A 25,551-nucleotide genomic window follows, 5' to 3' on the forward strand; every position below is an offset into this window, starting at 1 on the left:
ACGCCCCCTTTCGCGTCATGCGCAGGCGCATGGAAAACGCCGCACCCACCTTCGCCGCCCTGGTCCGCAACGCCGAAACCGCGATCCGCGACCTGTTCGAGCCGACGCCCCTCCAGCGCAACGACCACCTGTCGGCCAGGTTCGGGGCCGAGATCTGGCTCAAGCGCGAGGATCTGACGCCCGTGCGCTCCTACAAGCTGCGGGGCGCCTTCAACGCCATGCGCAAGCGGGTCGCGCCGGGACAGGCGACGAACGCGCATTTCGTCTGCGCCAGCGCGGGCAACCATGCGCAGGGGGTGGCCTATGCCTGCCGCCATTTCGGGGCCAGGGGCACGATCTTCATGCCGGTGACGACGCCCAGGCAGAAGATCGACAAGACCAAGGTCTTCGGCGGCGACGCGATCCAGATCATCCTGACCGGCGACTATTTCGACCAGACCCTGGCGGCGTCCCAAACCTTTGCCGCCGAACACGGCGCGCAGTTCCTGGCCCCCTTCGATTCGGCCGACGTGATCGAGGGCCAGGCGACCGTGGCGCTGGAAATGCTGGAGCAACTGGGCGAGGCGCCCGACCTGGTGGTGCTGCCGGTGGGCGGCGGCGGCCTGTCGGCGGGGGTGACGCGCTATTTCGCGGAAACGGCGCCCGGCACCCGGTTCGCCTTTGCCGAACCCCTGGGCGGGGCCAGCCTCCAGGCCGCCCTGCAACAGGGCGCCCCCGTCGCCCTGCCCGCCGTGGACAACTTCGTGGACGGCGCCGCCGTGGCCCGCATCGGCGCCCTGCCCTTCGAGGCGCTGCGCGGCTTTTCCCCCGGCGACGTGCATCTGGCGCCCGAGGACCGCATCTGCACCACCATGCTGGAGATGCTGAACCACGAAGGCGTGGTGCTGGAGCCGGCGGGCGCGCTGGCCATCGACGTGCTGGGGGATCTGGGCGACCTGACGGGCAAGCGCGTGGTCTGCGTCTGCTCGGGCGGCAACTTCGACTTCGAGCGCCTGCCCGAGGTCAAGGAACGCGCGCAACGATTCGCGGGCGTGAAGAAATACTTCGTCCTGCGCCTGCCGCAGCGTCCCGGCGCGCTGCGCGACTTCCTGGACCTGCTGGGGCCCGACGACGACGTGGCGCGGTTCGAATACCTCAAGAAATCGGCGCGCAACTTCGGCTCGATCCTGATCGGGATCGAGACCTCGGCGCCGCAGAACCTGACCCTGCTCAAGACCCGGCTGGACGGCGCAGGCTTCGTTTACCGCGACATCACCAACGACGAGATCCTGTCCGAACTGCTGGTCTGATCTTTCCGCGTTTACCGCGCCTTTACCGGCGGGAGGGTATCACCCCTGCATGAGACGCGCGAATCGCCAAACCCCTGCCCCTGAAAAGCCCGCCGCCACACGCCTGGTTCGGCGCGTGCTGCTGGTCAGCCCCGACAACGCGCAACGGCGCCTTCTGGCGGCCCATCTGCACCGGGCCCGTTACGAGGTGCTGGAGGCTGCCTCGGTCGCGGACGCCCTGCAACTGTGCCAGCGCAACGAGCCCGACATCGTGCTGTCCGACTGGGCCATTCCCGGCCAGGCGGGCACGGAATCCGGGCTGGATCTGTGCCGCGCCTTCCGCATCGGGGAACGGCGCAACTACGGCTATTTCGTGCTGCTCACCTCGGCCCAGGACGAGGACGACATCGCCCGGGCGCTGGAGGCGGGGGCGGACGATTTCCTGACAACGCCCGTCAGCCGTCAGGACTTGCTGGTGCGCCTTGCCGCGGGCGAACGCATCCTGCGGGTCGAGGATGACCTGCGCGCCAGCAACGCCCAGCTTCGGTCGGCGCTGGACCGGCTGCGCGACACCCAGGCCGCCATCGACCGCGACCTGGCCGAGGCCCGCAAGCTGCAACAGGGCCTCGTCAAGCAGCGCTCGGGCCGGTTCGGCCCGATCCAGTTGTCGCTGCTGCTGCGCCCCGCGGGCCATATCGGCGGCGATCTGGTGGGCTTCTTTCCCATCGGCGACGACCGGATCGGCATCTATGCGCTGGACGTGTCGGGCCACGGGGTCACGGCGGCGCTGCTGACGGCGCAGCTGTCGGTGCATCTGTCGGGATCGGCCGACCAGAACGTGGCGCTGCGCGCGGCCCAGACCGGCACGGACGCGGTCAGCCCGGCGGATTTGGCGCATTTCTTCAACAACATGATGCTGGAGGAGATGGCGACCGACACGTATTACACGATGATCTATGCCGAACTGAACCACACGACCGGTCGGTTGCGCATGGTGCAGGCGGGCCATCCCCATCCGGTCCTGCAACGGGCCGACGGCTCGGTCAGGCCGCTGGGCAACGGCGGCATGCCGATCGGCGTCTTCGAAAGACCGGTCTTCGACGAGATCGAACTGGTGATGGAACCTGGCGACCGGCTGCTGATCTGCTCGGACGGCATCACCGAGGCGGCGAACCCCGCGGGCCGCCTTCTGGGCGACGACGGGGTCGAGGCGATCCTGCGCACCAACGCCTTTCTGGGCGGGCATATCTTTCTGGAAAGCATGGCTTGGTCGGTGTCGGAATACTGCCGGGGCGAACGGCAGGACGACATGTCGGCCGTGCTGATCGAACACCTCGCCCCGGCCGAGATGGTGTCCCTGCCCGGCCGCTAGGCCGACACGGTGTTTCGTTCCTGCCCCAGGCCGGATCGGCCGTCATCAGATCCGAGGCGCGGCGCAGGTGGAAACCCGCCCGGGCCGGAACGATCTCCTGCCCGCCTGCTAGACCAGGTCCCGAAAGCGCGCCAGAAAGGCCCGCGCGCCCGGATCGGCCAGCAGGTCCAAGGCCGCCAGCGGGCTTGCCCAATGGGCGCTGTGATGCGGCTCGGTCGGGCCGGACAGGCGCAGAACCGGGCGCGCGATCCAGACGTGGCACAGCTTTTCCGCGAACCGGCCATGGTCCGGCATAATGGCAAAGCGGCGATAGCTGCCCAGCCAGCGGGCCTTGCCGATGGTCCAGCCGGTTTCCTCGAACACCTCGCGGTGCAGCGCGCGCAAGCCGCTCTCGCCCTTGTCGATGCCGCCGCCGGGCAACTGGAACTCCGGCTCGGGTTCGGACTGTCGGGTCAGCAGCAGGCGCCCGTCGCGGGCCAGCAGGGCATAGGCGCCCGGCCGCAGCCCGTGACGCTGCCCCGGCCGCGGGGGATTGCCGTATCGGCGGATCATGGTGCCTCCGGTGCTTGTTGCCGCGCAGCCTTAGCGCGCGGCCCGCCGCTGCGGAAGCGGCCCCTTGGGATTGCTCGCGAAAGCCCTATATTGGACCCGACCTGGCCCCCTGCGCGGGCCTGCCCCGGATTTCAGGAATATCGCATGAGCAAGATCAACCAGATTGCGTGGGACGACACGGTATTGCCGTTCCAGCTGGACCGTTCGGACATCCGCGGACGCGTCGTCCGGCTGGACGGGGTGCTGGATCACATCCTGTCGCGCCACGACTATCCGGCGCCCGTCAGCGCCATGGTGGCGGAACTGGCGCTGCTGGTCGCGCTGATCGGCCCCACCGTCAAGCTGCGCTGGAAGCTCAGCCTCCAGGTCCGCGGCAATGGCGCGATCCGCACGCTGGCCGCCGATTACTACGCCCCCGAACGCGACGGCGCGCCGGCCCGCGTCCGGGCCTGGGCCAGCTTCGATCCCGACCGCCTGGACGGCCGCCCGCCCTTTTCCCAGATCGGCGAAGGGTATTTCGCCCTGCTGATCGACCAGGGCGAGGGCACGCTGCCTTATCAGGGGATCACGCCCTTGGCGGGGGGGTCGCTGTCCGCCTGCGCGCAGACCTATTTCGCGCAGTCCGAGCAGTTGCCGACGCGGTTCCAGCTGGCCAGCGGCCATTCGCGCCTGTCTGGCGAGAGCGGCCATTGGCGCGCGGGCGGCGTGATGCTGCAAACCCTGCCCGCCACGCCCATGCAAGGCGAAGGCGGCAGCGGCGAGGGCGGGCTGATCGAAGCCGCCGACATCCTGCAAGGGATCGAATCCGAGGATTGGAACCGCGCCAACCTGCTGCTGGACACCGTCGAGACGCTGGAGCTGATCGGTCCCTCGGTCGGCCCGACCGACCTGCTTCTGCGGCTGTTCCACGAGGAAACCCCCCGTGTCTTCGATACGCAGCGGGTGGAATTCGGCTGTTCCTGCACCGAGGACCGGGTGCGCGACACGCTTTCGATCTATTCGGCCAAGGACATCGCGCACATGACCACGGATGCGGGCATCGTCACCGCCGACTGCCAGTTCTGCGGCGCGCATTACGAATTCGACCCGCAAAGCTTGGGTTTCGAGGCAACCGTTGGCGCCGACGGCCAGCCGCTGAACGGCAGGGCGGCCGAGTGATCCTCGACTGGTCCGAAGACCGTCTGCGCCAGGCCCTGTCCGTCGCGGCGGGGCCGACATCGGATTACGACCTGAACCCGGATGTCGCCCCGCCTGGGGGCAGTCTCCGGGCGGCGGGCGTGCTGGCGGCCTTTCACGCGGATGACGGGCGGCTGGTCCTGACCAAGCGCGCCTCGGGGCTGCGCCACCATCCGGGCCAGATCGCCCTGCCCGGCGGCAAGGTCGATGCCGCCGACGCGGATGCCGTCGCCGCCGCCCTGCGCGAGGCGCGCGAGGAAGTCGGCCTGGACCCCGCCCAGGTCGATCTGCTGGGCACCCTGCCCCCGCATCGCACCGTCACGGGCTTTGCGGTGACCCCGGTGATCGGCGTCATCCGCGGCCCCTTCCAGCCCCGCGCCGAACCCGGCGAGGTCGAGGAGGCCTTTGCCCTGCCCTTCGCCCATGTCGCCGACCCGTCCCGCTATCGCGTGGAGCGCCGCCGCTGGCGCGAAGGCTGGCGCAGCTATCACGCGGCCCCCTTCGGCCCCTATTACCTGTGGGGCGCGACGGCGCGGATCCTGCTGGGTCTGGCCAGAAGGATGCAGGCGTGACGCAGCTTCCGCCTTGGCTGTTGCAGGATCCGGCCCTGCGATCGGTCCTTGACGCGATCGAGGCCGGGGGTCACCGCGCTTGGCTGGTCGGCGGCGCGGTCAGGAACGCGCTTCTGGAAATGCCGGTCGAGGATGTGGATCTGGCGACCGATGCCCTGCCGGACGGGGTCGTCCGGCTGGCCCGGGCGGCGGGGCTGAAGCCCGTGCCCACGGGCATCGACCACGGCACGGTCACGGTCGTGGTCGGCGGACGGGGGTTCGAGGTGACGACCCTGCGCCGCGACGTCGAAACCGACGGACGCCGCGCGGTTGTGGCCTTTTCGGACGACCTGGCCCAGGACGCGCGCCGCCGGGACTTCACGATGAACGCGCTTTATGCCGACCGCGGCGGCGCCGTGATCGACCTGGTCGGCGGGCTGGACGACCTGCGCGCCCGCCGCATCCGCTTCGTGGGCGATCCCGGGCAGCGCATCGCCGAGGATTACCTGCGCATCCTGCGCTTCTTCCGCTTTCTGGCCTGGTATGGCCGCGACGCCGATCCCGATGCGGTGTCGGCCTGCGCCGCGCTGCGCGACGGGTTGGACGGAATTTCCCGTGAACGCATCGGCCAGGAAATGCGCAAGCTGCTGATGGCGCCCGATCCGGTGCCCGCCGTCCGGCTGATGCAGGATGCGGGCGTGCTGGACAAGGTGCTGCCCGGGGCCACGCCCGACCGCCTTTCTGCGCTGCGGTCCCCCGCCCCCTGGCTGGCCCGTCTGGCCGCGCTGTCGCAGGCCGACCTGACCGGTGCCCTGCGCTTGTCGCGGTCCGAAGCGCGTGATCACCGCACGCTGGTCACCGCCCTGGCCGAGAACTGGTCCTTCAACCGCATCGCCTATCGCCTGCGCGGCGATCTGGCCGATGCCGCCGCGGCTCTGGTTCAGACCTCGGGTCCGCGCGACGGCTGGATCCGTGCGCGAGCCGTCGCCCGTCCCTTGCCGATTTCCGCCGCCGACCTGCAACCGCCCCTGCACGGCCCGGCGTTGGGCCGGGGATTGAAGGCGGCCGAGGATGCCTGGATCGACTCCGGCTTTGCCATGCCCGCGCCCGCCTTGATCGACATCGCCATTCTGGCTGCGGAGGCCCCATGACATTCCACCATCGCCTCGGCCGTCTGATCGACGCCTTCCGCCCGGCGGACGGGCCGCCGCCCGCCACGCTTCTGGCCTTTTTCCGCTGGTGCCTGTCGGGGGCCTGGGGCGGGCTGACGCTGGCAGCCGTCGCCTCGGCCCTGGGCGGGGTCGCGGACGTGGTGGCGGCTGTGCTGCTGGGTTGGGTCGTTGATGCCATCGCCACCGGCGATCCGGGCGCCTTCTGGGGCCAGAACGGGTTGCTGATCGCCGCCTTCGCGGGATTTTTCCTGCTCTTGCGGCCGCTGATCTTCGGCCTTTCCACCGCAACCAGCAGCGTGATCATCGGGCCAAACGTGCTGCCCTTGGTGCTGTCGCGGATCCACCGCTGGACCATGGGCCATTCGGTGGCCTTTTTCGACAACGATTTCGCCGGGCGGCTGGCGCAAAAGCAGATGCAGACCGCCCGCGCCGTCACCGATGTCGCGTCCGAGATGGTGAACGTGGTGGCCTTCGCCTTGGCCTCGGTTCTGGGGTCGGCGGCGTTCCTGGTGTCGGTCGATACCTGGGGCGCGGTGGCGCTGATCTTGTGGATGCTGTCCTATCTGGCGCTGATCCGGTTCTTTCTGCCGCGCATCCGGGCGAAATCCGGCGCCCGGGCATCGGCCCGCGCGATGATCACCGGCCAGGTCGTCGACACCATCACCAACATCAAGACCGTGAAGCTGTTCGCCCATGCCGAACACGAGGACCGCGCGGCCTTGGGCGCCATGGCGGGATTCCGCGACCGCGCCCTGGATTTCGGCGTGGTCAGCAGCACCTTCCGCATGTCGCTGATGGTGATCGCGGGCGTTCTGCCGGTGATCCTGGTCGGCGGATCCATCATGCTGTGGCGCCAGGGCGCCGCGACCCCCGGCGACGTGGCGGCCGCAGGCGCCATCGCCATGCGGCTGAGCCAGATGACCGGCTGGGTCAGCATGGCGCTGATGGGCATCTGGGGCAGCGTGGGCGAGGTCGAGGACGGCATGAAGACCCTTTCGCCCGCCCACGGGCTGACCGATGCGCCCGATGCGGTGGCGCTGGACCGGGTCGCGGGGCGCATCGACTTCGACCGCGTAGGCTTTGCCTATGGCCGGGACGAAGGCGGCCTTGCCGAGGTGGACCTGCATATCCGGCCGGGCGAAAAGGTCGGCATCGTCGGCGCGTCGGGTGCGGGCAAGTCCACGCTGGTGGCCCTGCTGTTGCGGCTTTACGACGTGGAAAAGGGCGCGATCCGCATCGACGGGCAGGATTTGCGCCATGTCACCCAGGAAAGCCTGCGCCGCCAGATCGGCATGGTCACGCAGGAAACCGCGATGTTCAACCGATCCGCCCGCGACAATATCCTGTATGGCCGCCCCGGCGCCTCGCAGGCGGACATCGAGGCTGCGGCAAGGGCCGCCGAGGCGCATGACTTTATCCTGACCTTGCAGGACCACCAGGGCCGCAAGGGCTATGACGCGCATCTGGGCGAACGGGGGGTCAAGCTTTCGGGCGGGCAGCGCCAGCGGATCGCCCTGGCCCGCGCCTTTCTGAAGGATGCGCCGATCCTGGTGCTGGACGAGGCGACAAGCGCGCTGGATAGCGAGGTCGAGGCGCAGATCCAGGACGCCCTGGCGCGCGCCATGAAAGGCAAGACGGTTCTGGCCATCGCGCACCGCCTGTCCACCATTGCCGAACTGGACCGGATCATCGTCATGGACGACGGGCGGATCGTGGAACAGGGCAGCCACGACCAGCTGCTGGCGCGCGGCGGGCTTTACGCGCGGTATTGGAACCGGCAGTCGGGCGGCTTTCTGGGAACCGAGGAGGCGGCGGAATGAGCCTGTGGCGCGTCGAACGCCTGGGCCGTCGCGGCGACGGCGTGGCCCTGGGTCCGGCCGGCCGCGCCCTTGCCCCTCTGACGCTCCCGGGCGAGGAGATCGAGGGCGAGGCCCTGGACGGACGCCTCGCCGCGCCGCGCATCGTGACGCCCTCGCCCGACCGGGTGCGGCCGCTTTGCGCGCATTACCGCGCCTGCGGGGGCTGTTCGCTGATGCATGCCTCGGACGGCTTCACGACCGCCTGGAAGCGGCAGGTGGTCGAGGCGGCGCTGGCGGCGCGCGGGTTGGCCGCGCCCATCGAGGGGGTGCATGTCTCGCCGCCCCGGTCGCGGCGGCGGGCGGTGCTGTCGGGCAGGCGGACGAAAAAGGGCGCGCTGGTGGGCTTTCACGCCCGCGCGTCCGGCGTGATCGCGGATCTGGCCGATTGCCACGTCATGCGTCCCGCCATCACCGCCGCCCTGCCCTTGCTGCGGCGGATCGCCGTGGCGGGCGCCTCGCGCGGGGGCGAGCTGTCGATGACCGTGATCCATGGTCCCGCCGGGCTGGATCTGACCGTCGCCGGCGGCAAGCCGATGGACCCCGCGCTGTTCCAGACCCTGGCCGGTCTTGCCGAAGAAGGCGACCTGGCGCGGCTGACCTGGCAGGACCACAACGGGGACGGGCAGCCGATCACCCGCCGGGCGCCCGCCCTGCCGATGGGCCGCGCCAGGGTCGTGCCCCCGCCCGGCGGCTTTCTGCAAGCGACAGCCGAGGGCGAGGCGGCCCTGGTCGCGGCGGTCCGCGACTTCACCGGGGGCGCCGCGCGGATCGTTGACCTGTTTTCCGGCTGCGGCACCTTTTCCCTGCCCTTGGCGGAAACCGCTGCCGTTCATGCGGTCGAAGGGCTGGCCGCGCCCCTTGCGGCCTTGGACGCGGGCTGGCGCGCGGCGCCCGGGCTGAACCGGGTCACGACCCAGAATCGCGATCTCGCCCGCCGTCCCCTTCTCGCGGATGAGTTGAACGGATTTGACGCAATCGTGATTGACCCGCCGCGCGCCGGGGCCGAGGCGCAGGCCCGCGAGATCGCGGCCTCGAAAGCCGAAAGGGTCGCCTTCGTGGCCTGCGACCCGGTGACTTTCTCAAGGGATGCGCGGCTTCTTGCTGACGGCGGCTTTGCGCTGAAGCGGCTGCGGGTGGTTGATCAGTTCCGGTGGTCGCCGCATGTCGAAATCGTCGCGGACTTCGCCAGAACCTAGCCAAATCAGGGCGCAATGTGGTATTCAGCGCCCATAAAAACCAAAAACGTCAGAGGCAGTGATGTTCAAGCCAACGCGCCGCGCCGTCGCATTCTCGATGCTCGCCTTTGTGGCGGCTTGCGGCAAACCGGAAAGCAAGTTCAAGGCCTACAACGGCCCCGCCGTGACCCAGGTGGTCGTGAACAAGGGCGCGCGGAAGTTGTATCTTCTGCACGGCACGACCGTGCTGAAATCCTATGACGTGGGCCTGGGCAACGTGCCGGTGGGCCATAAGCAGTTCGAAGGCGACGGCAAGACGCCCGAAGGGGTTTATTACATCGACCGCTTCAACCCGCGCAGCCGCTATCACCTGTCGGTGGGCGTGTCCTATCCGAACGAGCAAGACGCCGCGCTGGCCGCCGCTTTGGGCCGGCAGGCGGGCGGCGACATCTTCATCCATGGCCGCGGCCCGGAAGGCAACCGCTTCGCCCCCAAGAACCGGGACTGGACCGCAGGCTGCATCGCCATCAAGGACGAGGAGATCGAGGAGGTCTACGCGATGCTTCGGCCCGGCGTGCCGATCGTCATCAATCCCTGATTCCCGACCGGGCAAGGCCCCGGATCTCCGGGGCCCTTGCCGGCGGTGCCTAGCTGCCGGTCAGCAGCGTCCACCAGACCTTGCCCGAGGGTTCCTGATACCAGGCAAAGCCCAGGTTCGTCGCCGCCGGATCCATGATCACGTCCCGCGTGTCCCGCGTGCCCATCCAGGCGCTCAGCGTCTGCATGTCGTTCTCGTAGGATTCCGAGATGTTCTCGCCCACCACGGTGCCGAAATAGCCCGCCCGGCGCGCCCGGTCCAGCGGCGAGGATCCGTCCGACCCCCAGTGCCAGGCCCGGTTCTGCGCCGACATGTCGCGCGAATGGGCCAGGGCCGCCGCCGACAGCTGCGGGTTCAGCGTCAAGGGCGGGGCCGCGATGTTTCCGCGCAGGGTGTTGATCTGCTGCAACACCCGGATCGGAATCTGCTGCTGCTCGGCGGCGCTGATCTGGTGCGCGACCGGCATGTCCTGCCCGCCGGGCGCCACCGGCGGCAGGCTGCGCGGCTGGCAGGCGGCCAGCGCCACCAGCGACAACGCCGCAATCACCTTGTAATTCGGCATGTTTTCGCCATCCCTCGTTTTGTTGGGCCCAGATTTACCGAAGGACGCCTGGCCGATCAAACCCAAGAATCCGTGAGGCGCGGGGTCTGTGGCATGTTGGCCGCTGCCATCACTTCGAGTTGCCGGAATCGCCGGCCGGGCGTAGTGAACTTCACTGCCGCATGAGGCAGAGTGGTCAAGGCCGTCCCAAGAACGGCCATCCGTCAAAGGACATGTGACGATGAGCAGATCATCCGCAATCAACCGCCGGGCCTTTCTGGGTTCGGCCGCGGCATTGGGCGCCGCGGGCCTGGCCATGCCGTCGCTGGCCCAGCAATACGACCCCTACACGGGCCAGCCGATCCATGGCGGGGCGCCCGGCGCCGTTCCGGGCGCCGCCCCCGACGCGGGGCAGGTGCAATACGACCCGAACGCCGACAGCCGCCACAACATCTCGTCCTTCTCGGCGCAAAGCTGGCAGCCGCATTTCGAGACCCTGACCAATGGCGCGATCCTGTGCGACCTGACCTCGCGCGCCGTGCATTTCTGGTCCGAGGACGGCGGCACCTATCGGGTTTATCCGTCCTCGATCCCGGTCAGCGAGGATCTGACCCGCACCGGCCGCACCGAGATCATCAAGAAGGTCGAAGGCCCAAGCTGGTCACCCACGCCGGATATGAAGGCCCGCAACCCGGAATGGCCCGACTTCGTTGGCCCCGGCCCCGACAATCCCCTGGGCACCCATGCCCTGTGGCTGTCTTGGCAGTATTACCGCATCCACGGCACCCACGACACGCGCAAGATCGGGCGCAAGTCGTCGAACGGCTGCATCGGGCTTTACAACGAACACATCAAGGAACTGTTCGGCCTGACCAAGATCGGCACGCAGGTTCTGGTGATCTGATGCCGGCCTGCCCGGGGCAACGCGCATGAACGGCATCACGCGTCCCCATCGCGGTCGCTGGCGCGCCTTCCGCTGGGGCGCGATCCTGGCGCTGCTGCTGGCGCCATTGGCGGGGATGCGCTTCAGCGATCAGGTGAACTGGGGTCCGGGCGACTTCGTGCTAGCCGCGCTGCTGCTGGCCGGCGGCAACCTGCTTTACGAGGCGCTGTCGCGCAACCGCGGCAGGTCACGGCGGCTGCTGGTCGCCGTCCTGATCTGCCTGGCCATCCTGATCCTGTGGGCGCAGGGGGCCGTCGGCATCCTTTGAGCGAAACCGACGGACGCTCTGGGCGCACGGCCTCGGCCGGCGGTCACACCCACCCGCCGATGTTGTCGCGCACCACGTTCAGCATCACCTCGACATGCGCGGGGTCGTCGTTCAGGCAGGGGATATAGGTGAAGTCCTTGCCGCCCGCGTGTTCGAAGCTTTCGCGGATCTCGCCGTTGATCTCCTCCAGCGTCTCGATGCAGTCGGCGGCAAAGGCGGGCGAGATGACCGCGATGTCGGTGATGCCCTGTTTCGCCAGTTCGGCCACATGCTCGACGGTATAGGGGCGCAGCCATTCCTCGGTCCCGAAGACGGACTGGAAGGTGGTGTCGATCACGCCGTCGGGCCAGCCAAGGGCCTCTTTCAGCAGGCGGGATGTTTTTTGGCATTGGCAATGATAGGGATCGCCTTCCAGAAGGTAGCGTTTCGGCATCCCGTGATAGCTGGCGACCAGCTTGGCCGGAACCTTGTCGCCAAGGGCGCGGCGGACCGACGCGGCCAGGGCTGCGACATAGTCGGGCCGGTCGAAGTAAGGCTCGCAGGTGCGGACCGCCGGTTGCCATTTCTGCGCCATCAGCGCCCGGAACAGCTGGTCGTTCGCCGTGGCCGCCGTCGCGCCCGCGTATTGCGGATACAGCGGCAGGAACACGATCCGCTGGCAGCCCGCCCTGACCATCCGGTCCAGCACGTCGCGCGTGGACGGGTTGCCGTAGCGCATGCAGAAATCGACCATCACCTGATCGCCCCATTCGGCGGCGGCGCGGGCGCGCAGCGCCTCGGCCTGCGCGCGCGTGATGGTCATCAGCGGGCTTTCGTTCTTGTCCTCGTTCCAGATCAGCTTGTAGTTCTTGCCGGACGTGAAGGGCCGCTTGGTCAGGATGATGCCTTGCAGCAGCGGCTGCCATTTCCAGGCCGGATAGTCGATCACCCGCCTGTCGGACAGGAATTCGTTCAGATAGCGGCGCATCGACCAGTAATCGTAACCGTCCGGCGTGCCCAGGTTGGCGATCAGGATCCCGGTCTTCTTCGGCGGGATCGAAGGGTGGTTGGCGGGCGCATGGGCTGGCGTCATGTCTTCTTGGTCCTGAGTTCGTTCAGCGCGTCTTCAAGTCGGGTCTTGGCCGATCCCGGCCGCAGCGGTTTGGGCTGCGTGTCCGAGGGCGACCATCCGGTCAGAAAGACCAGATCAAAGGTGACGGCGACACGGGACGGATCGTCGCGGTCGGGGTGGTGGCCGGCCATGATGGCGGCGGCGCGCGCAAAGACCGCCGCCCGCGTCGGACGGCGCAGGCGGGCGGCCATGGCGTTCCCTTCGCCCATGGCGCGCAGGTCGCGGGCCAGGTGGAACAGGTCGCGGTAGCTGGCCTTCTGCGTCACCACATCCGCCACCGGCAGGGCCAGGCCCGCGCGGCCCAGAAGCTGGCCCATGTCGCGGATCTCTCCCATGGGCAGGATGCGGGGGGACAGGCCGCCCGTCGCCTCGGCTTCGGCCTGGGCCAGGGCGGCGCGAAGTTCGTGCAGGGTCTGGCCGCCGAAGCAGACGGCGATAAACAGCCCGTCCTCGCGCAGGGCGCGGGCGCATTGGACGATCTGGCCTACCGGATCGTCGGCCCAGTGCAGCGCCATGGCGTGGATCACCAGGTCATGCGCGCCCGGTTCCAGATCCAGCACGGGATGGTCGGGAACGATGCGGGCGTCGCGAAAGGCTTCGGCCCAAAGGTGGGGGAAACCCGTCACCACGGCAGGGGCGGTAAACCTTCTGTTAATCTCGGACAGCCTATCCTGGACCTCGTCGGCGGCAAGGCGGTGCAGCACATCGGCGAAGCCCTGGCGGATCGCGCGGCTCCGCTGGCGCAGCAGCGCGGAACGGTCGGTCAAGGCGGGGCGGTCTGGCGGGGGCATGGTCATGGGGGTGGAACATAGGGTGCTTCAAGGGGCGATGAAAGGCGCGTTGCGCCTGCTTTATCCACCGCAATGCGTGTCCTGCGGCGCGCCCGTGGCGGGCGAGGGACCGGGCCAGCTGTGTCCGGCCTGCTTTTCCGAAACGCGCTTCATCACCGGCGCGGCCTGCACCCGCTGCGGGGTGCCGCTGCCCGACGACGGAACGGGCGCCGGCGATCCGGCGCTGACCTGCGACGACTGCTTGTCCATCGCGCGGCCCTGGCAGCACGGGCGGGCGGCGGTCGTTTATTCCGGGGCGGGACGGCGGCTGGTTCTGGCGCTGAAGCATGGCGACCGGCCGGACCTGGCCCCTGCCCTGGCGGCCTGGCTGGCGCGGGCGGCGGGCCCGCTGATCCGGCCCGACACCATCGTGGCGCCGGTGCCGCTGCATCTGCGACGGCTGCTCAAGCGGCGCTACAACCAGGCGGCGCTGATCTCGGGGCGGGTGGCGCGGGCGCATGGGGCGGCGCATCTGCCCGACCTGCTTGTCCGGCGCAGGCACACGCCGGGCCAGGACCATCGCGGCGTCGGCGACCGTTTCGCCAACATCGCAGGGGCGCTGGCGGTGAACCCCCGGCGCAAAAGCCAGGCCGCCGGGCGGCCGGTGCTGCTGGTCGACGACGTGATGGCCTCGGGCGCAACCCTGGCGGCGGCGGCAGACGCATTGCTGGCGGCGGGATCCGGGCCTGTTTCGGTCGCGGTTCTGGCAAGGGCGGTCAAGGATGACTAGGTATGGGTCACAGCAAAGGAACAGCCCCCATGACCCAGCCTTCGATCACCATCTACACCACCCGCACCTGCCCCTTCTGCATCCGCGCCAAGGGCCTGTTGCGGGAAAAGAACGCGCGCTACGACGAAATCGACGTGGGCGCCGACCCGTCGGTGCGCGCCCGGATGACGCAGCGCGCGGGCGGCCGCCGCACGGTCCCGCAGATCTTCATCGGCGACCGGCATGTGGGCGGCTGCGACGACCTGTTCGACCTGGACCGCCGGGGCAAGCTGGATGCGCTTCTGGCGGGCGATGCTGCCTGACCACGGCGTTGACGCAGGGTCCGGCCAAGGTCGGGCTTGACCGCGGCGAACCGGCGGGGCACGGTTCCGGCTTCGCCCTGCCTTGCGACCACCTATTCCGCCCCTTGGGGAAAAATGCCCGCATCCGTGACCACCGACCGTCCCCAGGCCAATGACCGGCTTGCCGCAAGCCTCTTTGCCGAGGTTCTGATCGCGGAGCAGCTGTCGCGCAACCTGATCAGCAAGGCCCTGCCCCGGGGAATGCAGATCTCGCATTTCTCGGTTCTGAACCTTCTAGCCCACGTGAACGAGGAACGGACCCCCGCGCAACTGGCCCAGGCCTTTCACGTCACGCGCGGGGCGATGACCAACACCTTGTCGCGGCTGGAATGGGCGGGGCATGTCCATATCCGCCCCGATTGGGACGACGCCCGGCGCAAGTTCGTGTCCATCAGCCCCGCCGGACGGGCGGCGCGCGACGCGGCGCTTGCGGCCTTCATGCCCCTGATCGCCGAGGTCGTGCGCGACATCGGCGCCGACCGCGTCCGCACCGCCCTGCCGGTGCTGCGCGAATTGCGCATCCGGCTGGAAGGGGACGAGGATTAGCAGGATCGACGCGCCTTGACCGGGCGAAGGGGGTAGCCCGCGCCGCGCGGCCTCACGGCCATCCATGCCGCCGGGCCTTGACGGTCCGGCCTCCGCCCCCCGGCGGGCGCCGTTCTCTGGCCAGGTCCGCTCGCGCGGGAGTAGAACGCGTTTTCCAATCCCGGCCGCGCGGGCGTCATCCGCGCCGGTCCGCCCTTATGCCTCGCGCCGGGCGGTCAGGATGTAGTTCACCGACAGATCCCGGTCGGACAGCGACCAGCCGAAGCCGAGGGGGTTGAAGACCATCCCCCGCCGGTCTGCCACCGCCAGCCCGGCGCCTTCGGCCATTCCCGCCAACTCGTCGGGGGTGATGAAGCGGCTCCAGTCATGCGTGCCGCGCGGCAGCCAGCGCAGGATCCATTCGGCCCCGACGATCGCCGCCCCGAAACTGCGGGCCGTGCGGTTCAGCGTGGACAGGATCACCAGCCCGCCCGGCCTGACCAGTTCGCGGCAGGTGGCGATGAAGACCGTGGGATCGGCCACATGCTCGACGATCTCCAGCGCCAGCACCACGTCGAAACGCTCGCCCCCGGCGGCCAGCGCCTCGGCCGTCGTGGCGCGATAGTCGATGGCCAGCCCCTGCCCTTCCGCATGAAGCCGCGCCACCGCGATGTTGCCTTCCGCCGCGTCCGCGCCCACGACATCCGCGCCAAGCCGGGCCACGGGTTCCGCCACCAGCCCGCCGCCGCAGCCGATGTCCAGCACCCGCAGCCCCCCGAAGGGCCGCAGGTCGCGCCGGTCGCGGCCGAACTCGCCGGCGATCTGGGTGGCGATGTAATCCAGCCGCACCGGATTCATCAGGTGCAGCGGCCGGAACTTGCCCCGGGGATCCCACCATTCTGCGGCCATCGCCTCGAACTTGGCGATCTCGGCGGGGTCGATGCTGGTGATGGGGCTGCTCATGGCGTGGTCCTTCTGGCGGGCGGCTTCGTCTGCGCTTATAATAAGGCGATGGATCGATTGGCAGGACAAAACGCCGCATCGGCTGGCCGCCTCCACATGGCCGCGGAACCCTTTGCCCGCCACCTGCTGGAGGTCGGCGACGGCCATTCCGTTTATGTCGAGGAAAGCGGCGACCCCCAAGGCCGCCCGGTTCTGGTGCTGCATGGGGGCCCGGGCGGCGGATGCAGCCCCTTCATGCGCCGCTTCTTCGACCCGGCCCATTACCGCGCGGTCCTGTTCGACCAGCGGGGCTGCGGCCGTTCGCGCCCGCAGGCCTCGGTTCATGCCAACACCACGCAGCACCTGATCGCGGACATCGAGGTGATCCGCCGGACGCTCGGCCTCGAATCGGTGCTGCTGTTCGGCGGCAGCTGGGGCGCGACCCTGGCGCTGGCCTACGCGCAGGCGCATCCCGGCCACGTGACCGGGCTGGTGCTGCGGGGCGTGTTTCTGGGCACGCAGGGGGAACTCGACTGGTTCTACGGCGGCGGCGCGGGGCGGTTCTTTCCCGACCTTTGGGCGCAGTTCTGCGAACCCATCCCCGAGGCCGAGCGGGGCGACCTGATCGCGGCCTATCACAAGCGCCTGTTCTCGACCGATGTCGGGCGGCAAGGCCGCTTTGCGCAGCCCTGGCTGATGTGGGAAAACGCCCTGGCGGGGCTGCAATCGGCCGCCGTCAGCCACGCGCCGCCCGATTACGCCCGGGCCTTCGCCCGGCTCGAGAATCACTACTTCATGAACCGCTGCTTCCTGGACGAAGGCCAGCTTCTGCGCGACCGCCACCGGATCGAGCATCTGCCCGCCGTGATCGTCCAGGGCCGGTACGACATGGTCTGCCCGCCGCTGGGCGCCTGGCGTCTGGCCGAAGGCTGGCCGGGATGCGACTTGCGGCTGATCCCCGCCTCGGGACATGCGCTGTCGGAGCCGCGGATCTCGGCGGAACTGGTCAAGGTGATGGATGCGATCCGCGACGAGGACCGGGCAAAAGCACTTTGAACTTGAATGTCGCGTTTTTCGTGCTAAATACCGCCTCAACAGCGGCGCAGGCTTCCACCCCCTGCCCACCGGAGATTTCCGCATGGGCCCGCTACGGGCCCTTTTTCACATCCGAAAGGATCTCATGTCGAACGATCTGATCGCCAAGACCGCCATCGACCGGCGTTTGGCCGAGATCATCGCCCCGGTGATCGAGGATCTGGGGTTCGAACTGGTGCGCGTGCGCCTGCAAGGCGGCAAGACCGCCACGCTTCAGATCATGGCCGACCGCCCCGAGGGCGGCATCAACGTGGACGACTGCGGCGACATCTCGGTCGCGGTCAGCGCCGCCCTGGATGTCGAGGATCCGCTGGAGGACGCCTATCACCTGGAGGTCTCCAGCCCCGGCATCGACCGGCCCCTGACCCGGATAAAGGATTTCGAGACCTTCGAGGGCTACGAGGCGCGGCTGGAAACCAACCAGCCCATCGACGGGCGCAAGCGCTTCAAGGGCGTGCTGGCGGGGGTCGAGGGCGGCGAGGTTCTGCTGAACATCGAGGAAGCGGGCGAGGTCCACACCATCGGGTTGCAGTTCGACTGGCTGTCGGATGCCAAGCTGGTCCTGACCGACGAGCTGATCCGCGAAATGCTGCGCCAGAAGAAGGAAGCCGGCGTCCAGATCGAGAACCTGGACCCAAGCGCCTTCGACGAGATCGAAACCGAAGACAACGCCGGCGAGAACGCCCATGCCAAGGAGTGAGTGATGGCAATCACCTCTGCCAACCAGCTTGAACTGCTGCAAACCGCCGAAGCCGTCGCGCGCGAGAAGATGATCGAGCCCGAGCTGGTCATCGAGGCGATGGAGGACAGCCTCGCCCGCGCCGCCAAGTCGCGCTACGGCGCGGAAATGGACATCCGCGTCAAGATCGACCGCAAGACCGGCAACGCGACCTTTACCCGCGTCCGCACCGTGGTCGAGGACGACGCGGTCGAAAACTATCAGGCGCAGCTGACCGTGGATCAGGCCCGCCCCTATCTGGACGACCCCAAGGTGGGCGACGTGATCGTGGACCAGGTGCCGCCCGTCGAACTGGGCCGCATCGCCGCGCAGTCGGCCAAGCAGGTGATCCTGCAACGCGTCCGCGAGGCCGAGCGCGACCGCCAATACGAGGAATTCAAGGATCGCGCCGGCACCATCATCAACGGCGTCGTCAAGCGCGAGGAATACGGCAACATCATCGTCGATGTCGGCCGGGGCGAGGCGATCCTGCGCCGCAACGAGAAGATCGGCCGCGAAAGCTATCGCCCGAACGACCGCATCCGCGCCTATGTCAAGGACGTGCGCCGCGAATCGCGGGGGCCGCAGATCTTCCTGTCGCGCACCGACCCGCAGTTCATGGCCGAGCTGTTCAAGATGGAGGTGCCCGAAATCTATGACGGCATCATCGAGATCAAGGCCGTGGCCCGCGATCCGGGCAGCCGCGCCAAGATCGCCGTGATCTCCTACGACAACTCGATCGACCCGGTGGGCGCCTGCGTCGGGATGCGCGGCAGCCGCGTGCAGGCCGTGGTGGGCGAGCTTCAGGGCGAAAAGATCGACATCATCCCCTGGAACGAGGATCAGGCCACCTTCCTGGTGAACGCCCTGCAACCGGCCGAGGTCAGCAAGGTCGTGTTCGACGAGGAAGCTAACAAGATCGAGGTGGTGGTTCCCGACGAGCAGCTGTCCCTGGCTATCGGCCGTCGCGGCCAGAACGTGCGGCTGGCCAGCCAGCTGACCGGCATGGACATCGACATCCTGACCGAGGAAGAGGAATCCAAGCGCCGCCAGGCCGAGTTCAACGCCCGCACCGGGCTGTTCATGGAGGCGCTGGACCTGGACGAGTTCTTCGCCCAGCTTCTGGTGGCCGAGGGCTTTACCGACCTGGAGGAAGTGGCATACGTCGATCTGGACGAGCTTCTGTCCATCGAAGGGGTGGACGAAGGCACGGCCCAGGAATTGCAGGCCCGCGCCCGCGACGTTCTGGAGGCCCGGACCAAGGCCGCGCTTGAAAACGCCCGCGCGCTCGGCGCCGAGGACAGCCTTATTGAATTCGAGGGGCTGACCCCCCAGATGGTGGAGGCATTGGCCAAGGACGGCGTGAAGACGCTGGAGGATTTCGCCACCTGCGCCGACTGGGAACTGGCGGGCGGCTGGACCACGGTGAACGGCCAGCGCGTCAAGGACGAGGGGCTTCTGGAGCCTTTCGACGTGTCCCTGGAAGAAGCACAAACCCTGGTGATGACCGCCCGCGTGCAGCTGGGTTGGGTCGATCCGACCGAACTGGAAGGCGATGCCGAGGAAACCGAGACTTCCGACGACAAGGAGGCCGGGGCGTGATGCCCCGGGTTTTCCGGCTTGAGCCGCGGTGGTCTCATCAAGGACCGGGACGAGCCTGAACGGCGCTGCATCGTCACCGGAGAAGTTCAGCCCAAGCGCGGGCTGATCCGTTTCGTCGCCGGGCCGGACGGCTCGGTCGTGCCCGACCTGGCGGAAAAGCTGCCGGGCCGCGGCATCTGGGTCGCGGCCGACCGCGCCGCCATCGACAAGGCGGCGGCGAAGGGGCTGTTTTCCCGCGCCGCCAAGGCCCCGGTCAAGGCGCCCGAAGGCCTGGGCGATCTGGTCGAGGCGGCGCTGGCGCGGCGGGTGATCGAACTTGTGTCGCTTGCGCGCAAGTCCGGCATCGCCGTTGCCGGATTCGAGAAGGTGAAGGGCTGGCTGGCCGAAGGGCGCGCAAAGGTGCTTTTGCAGGCCAGCGACGGGTCCGAGCGCGGCAAGGGCAAGCTGTGGACGCCCACCGGCGGGCGCTGGTTCGGCTGCCTTTCCGCATCAGAATTGGGTTTGTCCTTTGGGCGCGATCATGTCATACACGGCGCGCTTGCGGCGGGTGGCCTGACGGACAAGGTGATCTTGGAAGCCGGCAGACTGACGGGTCTGCGCGGGCATGACGGCAGCAATACGGCGGCCGGGAAGGAATGAAGACGCAGATGAGCGACAAAGACGGAAAATCGACCTTGGGACTCGGCGGCAGCGGCCGTTCGGGCCAGGTCAAGCAAAGCTTCAGCCACGGTCGCACCAAAAGCGTCGTCGTGGAAACCAAGCGCAAGCGCGTCGTGGTGCCGAAACCCGGTGCCGCAGCCATGAGCGTGGCCGACAAGGCCAAGAACCCGCTGACCGCCAAGGTCGCCAGCGATCCTTCCAAGCGCCCCGCCGGTATTTCGGACGCCGAAATGGAGCGCCGCCTCAAGGCCCTTGCCGCCGCCAAGGCGCGCGAGGTCGAGGAAGCTGCGCAGCGCATCGCCGATGAAAAGGCGCGCGAGGAGGAACGCGAGCGCCGCCGGGCCGAGATCGAGGCCAAGGAGCGCGAGGAACGCGAGCGCGAGGAAGCCCTGCGCCTGAAGGCCGAGGAAGACGCCCGCCGCGCCCGCGAGGCCGAAGAGCGCGCCAAGCGCAAGGAAGAGCCCAAATCGGCGGAACGTCCCGCGCGCGCCGCCGACGCCAAGTCCGCCGGCGCCCGGCCCGCCGGTTCGCGCCCTGCCACCCCCGACCGCGCCGCGATCGAGGCTGCGGCGTCCCGCGCCGAAAAGCCCGGCATTGCGGCAGGCGCGCGCCGCCCCGACCGCGACCGCCGCGATGCCGGCGGCGACAGCGACGCCAAGGCCAAGGCCAAGGCCGAGGACAGCCGCCGCACCGGCCGCCTGTCGCTGACCCAGGCCCTGGACGGCGAGGGCGGGCGGCAGCGTTCGCTGGCCGCGATGAAGCGCAAGCAGGACCGCGCCCGGCAGAAGGCCATGGGCAGCGTGCGCGCCGAAAAGCAGGTGCGCGAGGTGCAGCTGCCCGAAACCATCGTGGTGTCGGAACTGGCCAACCGCATGGCGGAACGCGCCGCCGACGTGGTCAAGTCGCTGATGAAGATGGGCATGATGGTGTCCATGAACCAGGCGATCGACGCCGACACCGCCGAGCTGGTGATCGAGGAATTCGGCCACCGCGCCGTCCGCGTGTCGGACGCCGACGTGGAACAGGTCATCGACACGGTCAAAGACCGGCCCGAGGACTTGCAGCCGCGCCCGCCGATCATCACGATCATGGGCCACGTGGACCACGGCAAGACCTCGCTTCTGGACGCGATCCGCAAGGCCAACGTCGTTTCGGGCGAGGCGGGCGGGATCACCCAGCACATCGGCGCCTATCAGGTGAAGACCGACTCGGGGGCGGTGCTGACCTTCCTGGACACGCCGGGCCACGCGGCCTTCACCTCGATGCGGGCGCGCGGCGCCCAGGTGACCGACATCGTTGTGCTGGTGGTGGCCGCCGATGACGCGGTGATGCCGCAGACGGTCGAGGCGATCAACCACGCCAAGGCCGCAGGCGTGCCGATGATCGTGGCGATCAACAAGATCGACAAGCCCTCGGCCGATCCGAACAGGGTCCGCACCGCGCTGTTGCAGCACGAGGTGGTGGTCGAGGAAATGTCGGGCGACGTGCAGGATGTCGAGGTGTCGGCCAAGACCGGCCAGGGCCTGGACAACCTGCTGGAAGCCATCGCCCTTCAGGCCGAGATCCTGGAGCTGGAGGCGAACCCCAACCGTGCCGCCCAGGGCGCCGTGATCGAGGCGCAGCTGGACGTGGGCCGCGGCCCCGTGGCCACCGTCCTGGTGCAGAACGGCACGCTGAAGCGCGGCGACATCTTTGTCGTGGGCGAGCAGTGGGGCAAGGTGCGCGCCCTGATCAACGACAAGGGCGAGCGCGTGGACGAAGCCGGACCCTCGGTCCCGGTCGAGGTGCTGGGCCTCAACGGCACGCCCGAGGCGGGCGACGTGCTGAACGTGGTCGAAACCGAGGCGCAGGCCCGCGAGATCGCGGATTACCGCAGCCAGGCCGCCAAGGACAAGCGCGCCGCCGCCGGTGCCGCGACCACGCTGGAGCAGCTGATGGCCAAGGCCAAGGCCGACGAGAACGTGGCCGAACTGCCGGTGGTGGTGAAGGCCGACGTGCAGGGCTCGGCCGAGGCGATCGTGCAGGCGCTGGAAAAGATCGGCAACGAGGAGGTGCGCGTCCGCGTGCTGCATTACGGCGTCGGCGCGATCACCGAATCCGACATCGGCCTGGCCGAGGCCAGCAAGGCCCCGGTGATCGGCTTCAACGTCCGCGCCAATGCCCCGGCCCGCAATTCGGCCAACCAGAAGGGTGTCGAGATCCGCTATTACTCGATCATCTACGACCTGGTGGACGACATCAAGGCGGCGGCTTCTGGCCTCTTGTCCAACGAGGTGCGCGAGAACTTCATCGGCTATGCCGAGATCCGCGAGGTCTTCAAGGTCACGGGCGTCGGCAAGGTCGCGGGCTGCCTGGTCACCGAAGGCGTGGCCCGCCGGTCTGCGGGCGTGCGCCTGCTGCGCGACAACGTGGTGATCCACGAGGGCACGCTGAAGACGCTGAAACGCTTCAAGGACGAGGTCAGGGAAGTCCAGTCCGGCCAGGAATGCGGCATGGCCTTCGAGAACTACGACGACATCCGCCCCGGCGACGTCATCGAGATTTTCGAGCGCGAGGAGGTCGAGCGCACGCTGTAAGGCGGCGCTTGTCCCGACACGCAAACCACGCAAAAGGGGCGGCCACGGTGGCCGCCCCTTTTGTCATTGCCGCGGTGCCTGCCGGGTCAGCGCGTGACCGGCTTTCCTTCAAAGGTCCGCGTGCCGATGCGAACCACCATGTTCCCGTTCGGGGCCAGACATTCGAAAAGCCCCTGGACGAGAATGTGACTGCCAATCGAAATCGTGCGAATCATGTCAAGCCCTCTTGTTCCCTCGGGAACCATATTGCCATGAAATCGTTACCCAGGGTTTAACGAAACGGCGATCTACGACATTTTGCGGGCAGTTCGCGAAAAACTGGGCTGATCTGCGACTTCAAAGCCACATTTGCAACATCGGGATCAGGGGCACATCCGCCGGCGGCATGGGGTAATCGCGCAAATCCGTCGCCCGCACCCAGGCCAGCCGTTGCCCTTCCCGGGGATGGGCGATTCCCTGCCAGCGGCGGCAGGCGAAGACCGGCATCAGCAGATGGAAATCGGGATAGCCGTGGCTTGCGAAGGTCAACGGCGCCAGGCACGAGGTCCAGGTGTCGATGCCCAGTTCCTCGTGCAGTTCGCGGATCAGGGCGGCCTCGGGCGTTTCGCCCGGCTCGACCTTGCCGCCGGGAAACTCCCACAGGCCCGCCATGGGCTTGCCTTCGGGACGCTGCGCCAGAAGCACGCGCCCGTCGGCGTCGATCAGGGCGACGGCGGCGACAAGAACGGTTTTCACGACCGGTAATCGGCGTTTATGTCGATATAGCCGTGGGTCAGGTCGCAGGTCCACACGGTCCGCGCCCCCTGCCCCAGGCCCAGATCGACGGCGATCACCAGATCCTGCCGCTTCATGTAGGCGCTGGCCTTGCTCTCGTCATAGGACGGCGAGCGCCAGCCGTTTTCCGCCAGGACCATGTCGCCGAAGCGGATCCGCAGCCGGTCGCGGTCGGCCTCGGCCCCCGACTTTCCGACGGCGGCGACGATGCGGCCCCAGTTCGCGTCCTCGCCCGCGATGGCGGTCTTGACCAGCGGGGAATTGGCGATGGCCATGGCGACCTTGTGCGCGTCAGCCTCGCTTGCCGCGCCCGTCACCCGCACCTCGACGAATTTCGTCGCGCCCTCTCCGTCGCGCACGACGAGTTGCGCCAGATCGCGCATGACGCCGTGCAGCGCGGTCACGAAGGCCGCGCCCGCGCCGCCGTCAAGCGACGTGATCGGCGCCGCAGGGCTGCGGCCCGTCGCCGCCAGGATCAGCGCGTCCGAGGTCGAGGTGTCGCTGTCCACGGTGATGGCGTTGAAGGTGGTGTCCAGACCGCTGCTCAGCGCCTGCTGCAACAGCGGCGCGGGGATGGCCGCATCGGTGAAGACATAGACCAGCATCGTCGCCATGTCGGGCGCGATCATGCCCGATCCCTTGGCGATGCCCGCGATGCGGATCTCTCCGCCCTCGCCCGCGACGACGGCGGAGGCCCCTTTGGGGAAGGTGTCGGTCGTCATGATCGCCCGCGCCGCCCCGGCGATGCCGCCCGCGTCCAGCGAGGCCGCCAGGTCATCCACGATGGCGACGATCCGGTCATGGGGCAGCGGCTCTCCGATCACGCCGGTCGAGGACGAGAACACCCGCCCGGCCGGCACGCCCGCGGCCCGCGCCACGGCCGTCGTGACCGCATCGACCGACTCCTGCCCCCGCGCGCCGGTGAAGGCGTTGGCATTGCCGGAATTGACGATGATCGCCGCGCCTTCGGGCGCGTCTCCGCCCGCCGCCAGCTTGGCCTGGTTGTCCAGGATGCAGGCCGCGCGCGTCGACGATCTGGTGAAGGCGCCGGCCAGGCTGGACCCCGGCGCGATGCGGATCAGCGTCACGTCCGTGCGGCCCTGATACTTCACGCCTGCGGCGCCGCTGGCGAATTCGACGCCCGCGACGACCGGCAGGTCGGGGAAACGGGCGGGCGCCAGGGGGGACACGGGAAGCCCGGCCTTGCCCATCACTCGGCCTCCAGAAGCTCGGTCTTGTTCAGCAGCGCGGGATCGATGCCCTCGACCTTTTCAACGGCGGCCGCGCCGGTCAGGCGCTCGATCTCCGCCTGGACCTTGTCGCGCAGCACCATCTGGCTGATCTGGTCGCGCACCTCGTCAAGCTTGGGGGCTTCGCGCATGCGGGTGTCGTTCAGCTTGATGAGGTGCCAGCCGAATTCGGTCTGCACCGGCTCCGAGATCTGGCCCTTTTCCATTCCGGCCACGGCATCGGCAAAGGGCTTGACCATCTGGTCGGCGCTGAACCAGCCCAGATCGCCCTTGTTCGGTCCGCTGGGCCCGGTCGAGTTCTGTTCGGCCAAGGTTCCGAAATCCGCCCCGCCGTCCAGTTCGGACTTGATCTCCTTGGCCTTTTCCTCGGTATCGACCAGAATGTGGGCGGCGGAGTATTCGGTCGCGGGTTCGGCCGACGCGAACAGCTTGTCATAGGCCGCCTGGATGTCCTGGTCCGTCGGCTGGGCCTTCGTCACCTCGGCGATGGCGGCGGCGGCCAGGGTGTTGCGGCGCTGGATTTCCAGCTGCGCGCGCACGCCCGCGTTTTCCTTGCCCGCGCCCGCCACGGCGGTCTGCTGGATCAGTTGGTCCAGCATGATCTCGTACAGCGCCTCCTCGCCCATGGAGGCCATTTGCGGATCCTGGGACGCGGCCTCTTTCATCACGATCATCTCGCCCAGGGTGATGGGCGTGCCGTTGACGGTGGCCACGACCGTGTCGGCGCCCTTGTCCTGGGCCAGGGCCGCAAGCGGCAGGGCCGTGGCCAGAAGGGCGGCCAGAATCGACGATTTCAGCATGGGGATTCCTTCGCTTGTTCAGCCCGCGCCTCGGGGCCAGCGTTGACAGTGGGGCGGGCGAGGCATAGATCCCGGTCCAACTCCGTGGAAGGCGCCGCCGCCGCTTTCGTTCAGGCCCCTGA

General features: G+C 68.5%; 27 protein-coding genes. 18 read left to right on the forward strand and 9 right to left on the reverse strand.

Translation table 11 applies throughout. The features are described 5' to 3' along the window. Positions 1-29 precede the first annotated feature (29 nt). Together ilvA and ACFOM8_RS06210 are read left to right on the forward strand one after the other, a co-directional pair. The gene (gene ilvA / locus ACFOM8_RS06205) at positions 30-1,289 is read left to right on the forward strand and encodes a threonine ammonia-lyase IlvA (RefSeq protein ID WP_377760306.1); all 1,260 of its coding nucleotides are present in this window, start codon (positions 30-32) and stop codon (positions 1,287-1,289) included. A gap of 49 nt (positions 1,290-1,338) precedes the next feature. Then, complete coding sequence (locus tag ACFOM8_RS06210; protein WP_377760308.1) at positions 1,339-2,640, forward strand: PP2C family protein-serine/threonine phosphatase; 1,302 nt, start codon at positions 1,339-1,341, stop codon at positions 2,638-2,640. Between the two features lie 108 nt (positions 2,641-2,748). Here ACFOM8_RS06210 and ACFOM8_RS06215 read toward each other — a convergent pair whose 3' ends face one another. Further along, positions 2,749-3,192 (reverse strand): NUDIX domain-containing protein, encoded by a 444-nt coding sequence (locus ACFOM8_RS06215; protein ID WP_377760310.1) that lies wholly within the window; start codon positions 3,190-3,192, stop codon positions 2,749-2,751. A 144-nt stretch (positions 3,193-3,336) separates the two neighbouring features. Between ACFOM8_RS06215 and hslO the strand changes: the two genes are divergently transcribed. From hslO to ACFOM8_RS06245, 6 genes are all read left to right on the forward strand, one after another. After that, complete coding sequence (hslO, locus tag ACFOM8_RS06220) at positions 3,337-4,350, forward strand: Hsp33 family molecular chaperone HslO (RefSeq protein WP_377760311.1); 1,014 nt, start codon at positions 3,337-3,339, stop codon at positions 4,348-4,350. Then, complete coding sequence (locus ACFOM8_RS06225) at positions 4,347-4,940, forward strand: NUDIX hydrolase (protein WP_377760313.1); 594 nt, start codon at positions 4,347-4,349, stop codon at positions 4,938-4,940. Before hslO ends, ACFOM8_RS06225 begins: the two co-directional genes overlap by 4 nt. Beyond that, a complete protein-coding gene (locus tag ACFOM8_RS06230) occupies positions 4,937-6,070 on the forward strand; it encodes a CCA tRNA nucleotidyltransferase (RefSeq protein ID WP_377760314.1) in 1,134 nt (377 codons plus the stop codon). Before ACFOM8_RS06225 ends, ACFOM8_RS06230 begins: the two co-directional genes overlap by 4 nt. Continuing rightward, the gene (locus ACFOM8_RS06235) at positions 6,067-7,911 is read left to right on the forward strand and encodes an ABC transporter ATP-binding protein (protein WP_377760316.1); all 1,845 of its coding nucleotides are present in this window, start codon (positions 6,067-6,069) and stop codon (positions 7,909-7,911) included. The genes ACFOM8_RS06230 and ACFOM8_RS06235 overlap by 4 nt, the downstream gene beginning before the upstream one ends. Then, complete coding sequence (locus tag ACFOM8_RS06240; protein WP_377760318.1) at positions 7,908-9,146, forward strand: class I SAM-dependent RNA methyltransferase; 1,239 nt, start codon at positions 7,908-7,910, stop codon at positions 9,144-9,146. Before ACFOM8_RS06235 ends, ACFOM8_RS06240 begins: the two co-directional genes overlap by 4 nt. A 61-nt stretch (positions 9,147-9,207) precedes the next feature. Further along, on the forward strand, positions 9,208-9,723 hold the full coding sequence (locus tag ACFOM8_RS06245) for a L,D-transpeptidase family protein (protein ID WP_377760320.1): 516 nt from the start codon (positions 9,208-9,210) through the stop codon (positions 9,721-9,723). Positions 9,724-9,772: 49 nt separating this feature from the next. Here ACFOM8_RS06245 and ACFOM8_RS06250 read toward each other — a convergent pair whose 3' ends face one another. Continuing rightward, on the reverse strand, positions 9,773-10,285 hold the full coding sequence (locus ACFOM8_RS06250; protein WP_377760321.1) for a CAP domain-containing protein: 513 nt from the start codon (positions 10,283-10,285) through the stop codon (positions 9,773-9,775). Positions 10,286-10,505: 220 nt separating this feature from the next. On the opposite strand from ACFOM8_RS06250, the gene ACFOM8_RS06255 reads away from it, so the two are divergent. Beyond that, a complete protein-coding gene (locus tag ACFOM8_RS06255; protein WP_377760323.1) occupies positions 10,506-11,168 on the forward strand; it encodes a L,D-transpeptidase in 663 nt (220 codons plus the stop codon). A gap of 25 nt (positions 11,169-11,193) precedes the next feature. Then, positions 11,194-11,475, forward strand: a complete 282-nt coding sequence (locus ACFOM8_RS06260) for a hypothetical protein (protein ID WP_377760325.1) — start codon at positions 11,194-11,196, stop codon at positions 11,473-11,475. 43 nt (positions 11,476-11,518) lie between these two features. On the opposite strand, the gene hemH is transcribed toward ACFOM8_RS06260, so the two are convergent. Together hemH and ACFOM8_RS06270 are read right to left on the reverse strand one after the other, a co-directional pair. Continuing rightward, positions 11,519-12,547 (reverse strand): ferrochelatase, encoded by a 1,029-nt coding sequence (gene hemH, locus ACFOM8_RS06265; RefSeq protein ID WP_377760326.1) that lies wholly within the window; start codon positions 12,545-12,547, stop codon positions 11,519-11,521. After that, positions 12,544-13,383, reverse strand: coding sequence for an SAM-dependent methyltransferase (locus tag ACFOM8_RS06270; RefSeq protein WP_377760328.1), 840 nt, complete (start codon positions 13,381-13,383; stop codon positions 12,544-12,546). Before ACFOM8_RS06270 ends, hemH begins: the two co-directional genes overlap by 4 nt. Positions 13,384-13,414: 31 nt before the next feature. Between ACFOM8_RS06270 and ACFOM8_RS06275 the strand changes: the two genes are divergently transcribed. The 3 genes from ACFOM8_RS06275 (at position 13,415) to ACFOM8_RS06285 (ending at position 15,033) form a co-directional block, all read left to right on the forward strand. Further along, positions 13,415-14,146: a double zinc ribbon domain-containing protein gene (locus tag ACFOM8_RS06275; protein ID WP_377760330.1), complete on the forward strand. Its 732-nt coding sequence runs from the start codon at positions 13,415-13,417 to the stop codon at positions 14,144-14,146. A gap of 29 nt (positions 14,147-14,175) precedes the next feature. Then, positions 14,176-14,448: a glutaredoxin 3 gene (grxC, locus tag ACFOM8_RS06280; protein ID WP_377760331.1), complete on the forward strand. Its 273-nt coding sequence runs from the start codon at positions 14,176-14,178 to the stop codon at positions 14,446-14,448. Positions 14,449-14,574: 126 nt separating this feature from the next. Then, positions 14,575-15,033 (forward strand): MarR family winged helix-turn-helix transcriptional regulator, encoded by a 459-nt coding sequence (locus ACFOM8_RS06285; RefSeq protein WP_377760333.1) that lies wholly within the window; start codon positions 14,575-14,577, stop codon positions 15,031-15,033. A 195-nt stretch (positions 15,034-15,228) separates the two neighbouring features. Here ACFOM8_RS06285 and ubiG read toward each other — a convergent pair whose 3' ends face one another. Then, positions 15,229-15,975, reverse strand: a complete 747-nt coding sequence (gene ubiG / locus ACFOM8_RS06290; RefSeq protein WP_377760335.1) for a bifunctional 2-polyprenyl-6-hydroxyphenol methylase/3-demethylubiquinol 3-O-methyltransferase UbiG — start codon at positions 15,973-15,975, stop codon at positions 15,229-15,231. 48 nt (positions 15,976-16,023) lie between these two features. Here ubiG and pip point away from each other — a divergent pair, with 48 nt between their 5' ends. The 5 genes from pip to infB all read left to right on the forward strand — a co-directional run bounded on the left by pip (position 16,024) and on the right by infB (position 22,605). Continuing rightward, positions 16,024-17,010 (forward strand): prolyl aminopeptidase, encoded by a 987-nt coding sequence (gene pip / locus ACFOM8_RS06295; protein ID WP_377760337.1) that lies wholly within the window; start codon positions 16,024-16,026, stop codon positions 17,008-17,010. A gap of 124 nt (positions 17,011-17,134) precedes the next feature. Beyond that, positions 17,135-17,749 (forward strand): ribosome maturation factor RimP, encoded by a 615-nt coding sequence (rimP, locus tag ACFOM8_RS06300; RefSeq protein WP_377760339.1) that lies wholly within the window; start codon positions 17,135-17,137, stop codon positions 17,747-17,749. Positions 17,750-17,752: 3 nt separating this feature from the next. Beyond that, positions 17,753-19,369, forward strand: a complete 1,617-nt coding sequence (nusA, locus tag ACFOM8_RS06305) for a transcription termination factor NusA (protein ID WP_377760341.1) — start codon at positions 17,753-17,755, stop codon at positions 19,367-19,369. A gap of 18 nt (positions 19,370-19,387) precedes the next feature. Next, on the forward strand, positions 19,388-20,008 hold the full coding sequence (locus ACFOM8_RS06310; RefSeq protein WP_377760342.1) for an RNA-binding protein: 621 nt from the start codon (positions 19,388-19,390) through the stop codon (positions 20,006-20,008). 8 nt (positions 20,009-20,016) lie between these two features. Then, positions 20,017-22,605, forward strand: coding sequence for a translation initiation factor IF-2 (infB, locus tag ACFOM8_RS06315; protein ID WP_377760344.1), 2,589 nt, complete (start codon positions 20,017-20,019; stop codon positions 22,603-22,605). Positions 22,606-22,691: 86 nt separating this feature from the next. On the opposite strand, the gene ACFOM8_RS06320 is transcribed toward infB, so the two are convergent. The 4 genes from ACFOM8_RS06320 to ACFOM8_RS06335 all read right to left on the reverse strand — a co-directional run bounded on the left by ACFOM8_RS06320 (position 22,692) and on the right by ACFOM8_RS06335 (position 25,429). Beyond that, positions 22,692-22,820, reverse strand: a complete 129-nt coding sequence (locus ACFOM8_RS06320; protein WP_268866570.1) for a hypothetical protein — start codon at positions 22,818-22,820, stop codon at positions 22,692-22,694. Between the two features lie 121 nt (positions 22,821-22,941). After that, positions 22,942-23,340: an 8-oxo-dGTP diphosphatase MutT gene (gene mutT / locus ACFOM8_RS06325; protein ID WP_377760346.1), complete on the reverse strand. Its 399-nt coding sequence runs from the start codon at positions 23,338-23,340 to the stop codon at positions 22,942-22,944. Then, positions 23,337-24,590, reverse strand: coding sequence for a bifunctional glutamate N-acetyltransferase/amino-acid acetyltransferase ArgJ (gene argJ, locus ACFOM8_RS06330; protein WP_377760348.1), 1,254 nt, complete (start codon positions 24,588-24,590; stop codon positions 23,337-23,339). Before argJ ends, mutT begins: the two co-directional genes overlap by 4 nt. Beyond that, a complete protein-coding gene (locus tag ACFOM8_RS06335; RefSeq protein WP_377760349.1) occupies positions 24,590-25,429 on the reverse strand; it encodes a peptidylprolyl isomerase in 840 nt (279 codons plus the stop codon). The genes argJ and ACFOM8_RS06335 overlap by 1 nt, the downstream gene beginning before the upstream one ends. Positions 25,430-25,551: the final 122 nt, after the last annotated feature.

The organism is Paracoccus angustae, assembly GCF_042648745.1.
Classification (GTDB): Bacteria; Pseudomonadota; Alphaproteobacteria; order Rhodobacterales; family Rhodobacteraceae; genus Paracoccus; species Paracoccus angustae.